1 protein-coding gene is annotated in these 1,559 nt (G+C 39.8%); it reads left to right on the forward strand.

What is annotated here, in order from left to right:
- Positions 1-129 precede the first annotated feature (129 nt).
- Positions 130-1,482 (forward strand): IS1182 family transposase, encoded by a 1,353-nt coding sequence (locus tag J2S06_RS16035; protein ID WP_419152965.1) that lies wholly within the window; start codon positions 130-132, stop codon positions 1,480-1,482.
- Positions 1,483-1,559 lie beyond the last annotated feature (77 nt).

The raw sequence follows: 1,559 nt of genomic DNA on the forward strand, positions 1-1,559 counted from the left end.
GAATGAATTTCATAATTCTTAGCCCTTGTCCTCCAACGAGTTCAAGAAATTAAAAAAGAAGCACCTCCCCAAATCTTGTATAATGGTCATAGACAATTAAAACCAAAAAAGACTGAAGGAGTGCTTCTTATGACCATTATACGACAACCAAGTTTATTTGACATCCAAGAATTATATGAGATGGAACCTACCCATCGTTATGAGGCAATTATTTCTTCTATAGATTTAGATGAAATTTACTATGCAGTAACGAAAAAGTCTCGTTTTGGTGCGCCGGTAGAGCTGAATTATGCAGCGATGATTATTTCCGCTTTTATTCGATACGTGGAACGAATTCCAACAATAAAAGACCTGGTTAAACGACTAAATGAAGATATTGCTTTCAAGCTGAATTGCGGATTTCTTGTGTCGGACAGTGTACCTTCTGAGGCCTCTTATTCTCGGCTTTTAAGCAAATTAAGCGAATCCAACGTTTTAGAAAAGGTCCAAGAAAAAGTAGTCCTTCAAGCGATTTCAGAAGGCTTTATTATCGATGACACCATTGCCATTGACGCCACACATTTTGAAGCACGTGATCAAGCACCTCCAAAAGCAGAAAAGCCAAAAAATGCGCCTAAAAAACGCGGTCGCAAATCGAAAGAAGAGCGTGACCAATGGCTAAAAGAACAAGCTGAGAAAGAAGCCAATAAGCCTTTATACGAAAAGAAAATCGAAGCCCAGTTGGACGCACCTTTAGTTGAACTGCGTGCAGAAGTTCCTCAAGACCCGAAATGGGGTGTGAAGAAGAACTCAGAAGGCAAGAATGTTTTCTGGTATGGCTACAAGGGACACTTGGCAGTTGGTGCGTCCAGTCAGTATATTTTACAGTCCCTATTTTCTTCCGGTAATTTAAATGACGGAAAGGCAGCGATCCCGTTACTGAAAGGGATTCATGAACTTCCTCTTCCATCTTTGCGTTATCAAACAATGGATGCAGGGTACGATTATGAGCCAATTTACGAACAGGTTCATCGAATGGGACAGCAGTCTGTGATTGCATACAACAAGCGAAATGAAGGGGAACCAATAGGTTTTGATAAACATTTCGCCCCGACTTGTTTTCGCGAGCATTCTTACTGTTATGATAGTTTTGACGCTAAATATGAAACCCTAAAATACACGAGACCGAAAGAGTGTAAAGACTGCCCGCTAGCCAATGAAGGCATCTGTCAAAAGGTTTATAAAGTGAAAATAACCCAAGACCTAAGAAAGTACACAGCACCAGCCCGTGGATCCAAAGCTTGGGATAACATTTACAAGCGTCGGACTGCCGTTGAACGAGTCAATGCCTATCTGAAAGAGTTTTTTCAGCTTAATAACGTTCGTTATCGTACCGGAAAACGGGCAAAAATCCATTTTGACATGGTTGTATTGATTTATAACGCATCAAAATTGGCTGTAGATCGCATCAACGCACAATTCATTCAGCAACAAGCTGCATGATTTCTGTTTTTAAAAATACAATTAAGAAATTCTGTAGGTTTTTGTATTTTTAAAAAGAGCAATTATGAAATTGGCTC

The organism is Bacillus alveayuensis (assembly GCA_030812955.1).
Lineage (GTDB): Bacteria > Bacillota > Bacilli > Bacillales > Aeribacillaceae > Bacillus_CB > Bacillus_CB alveayuensis.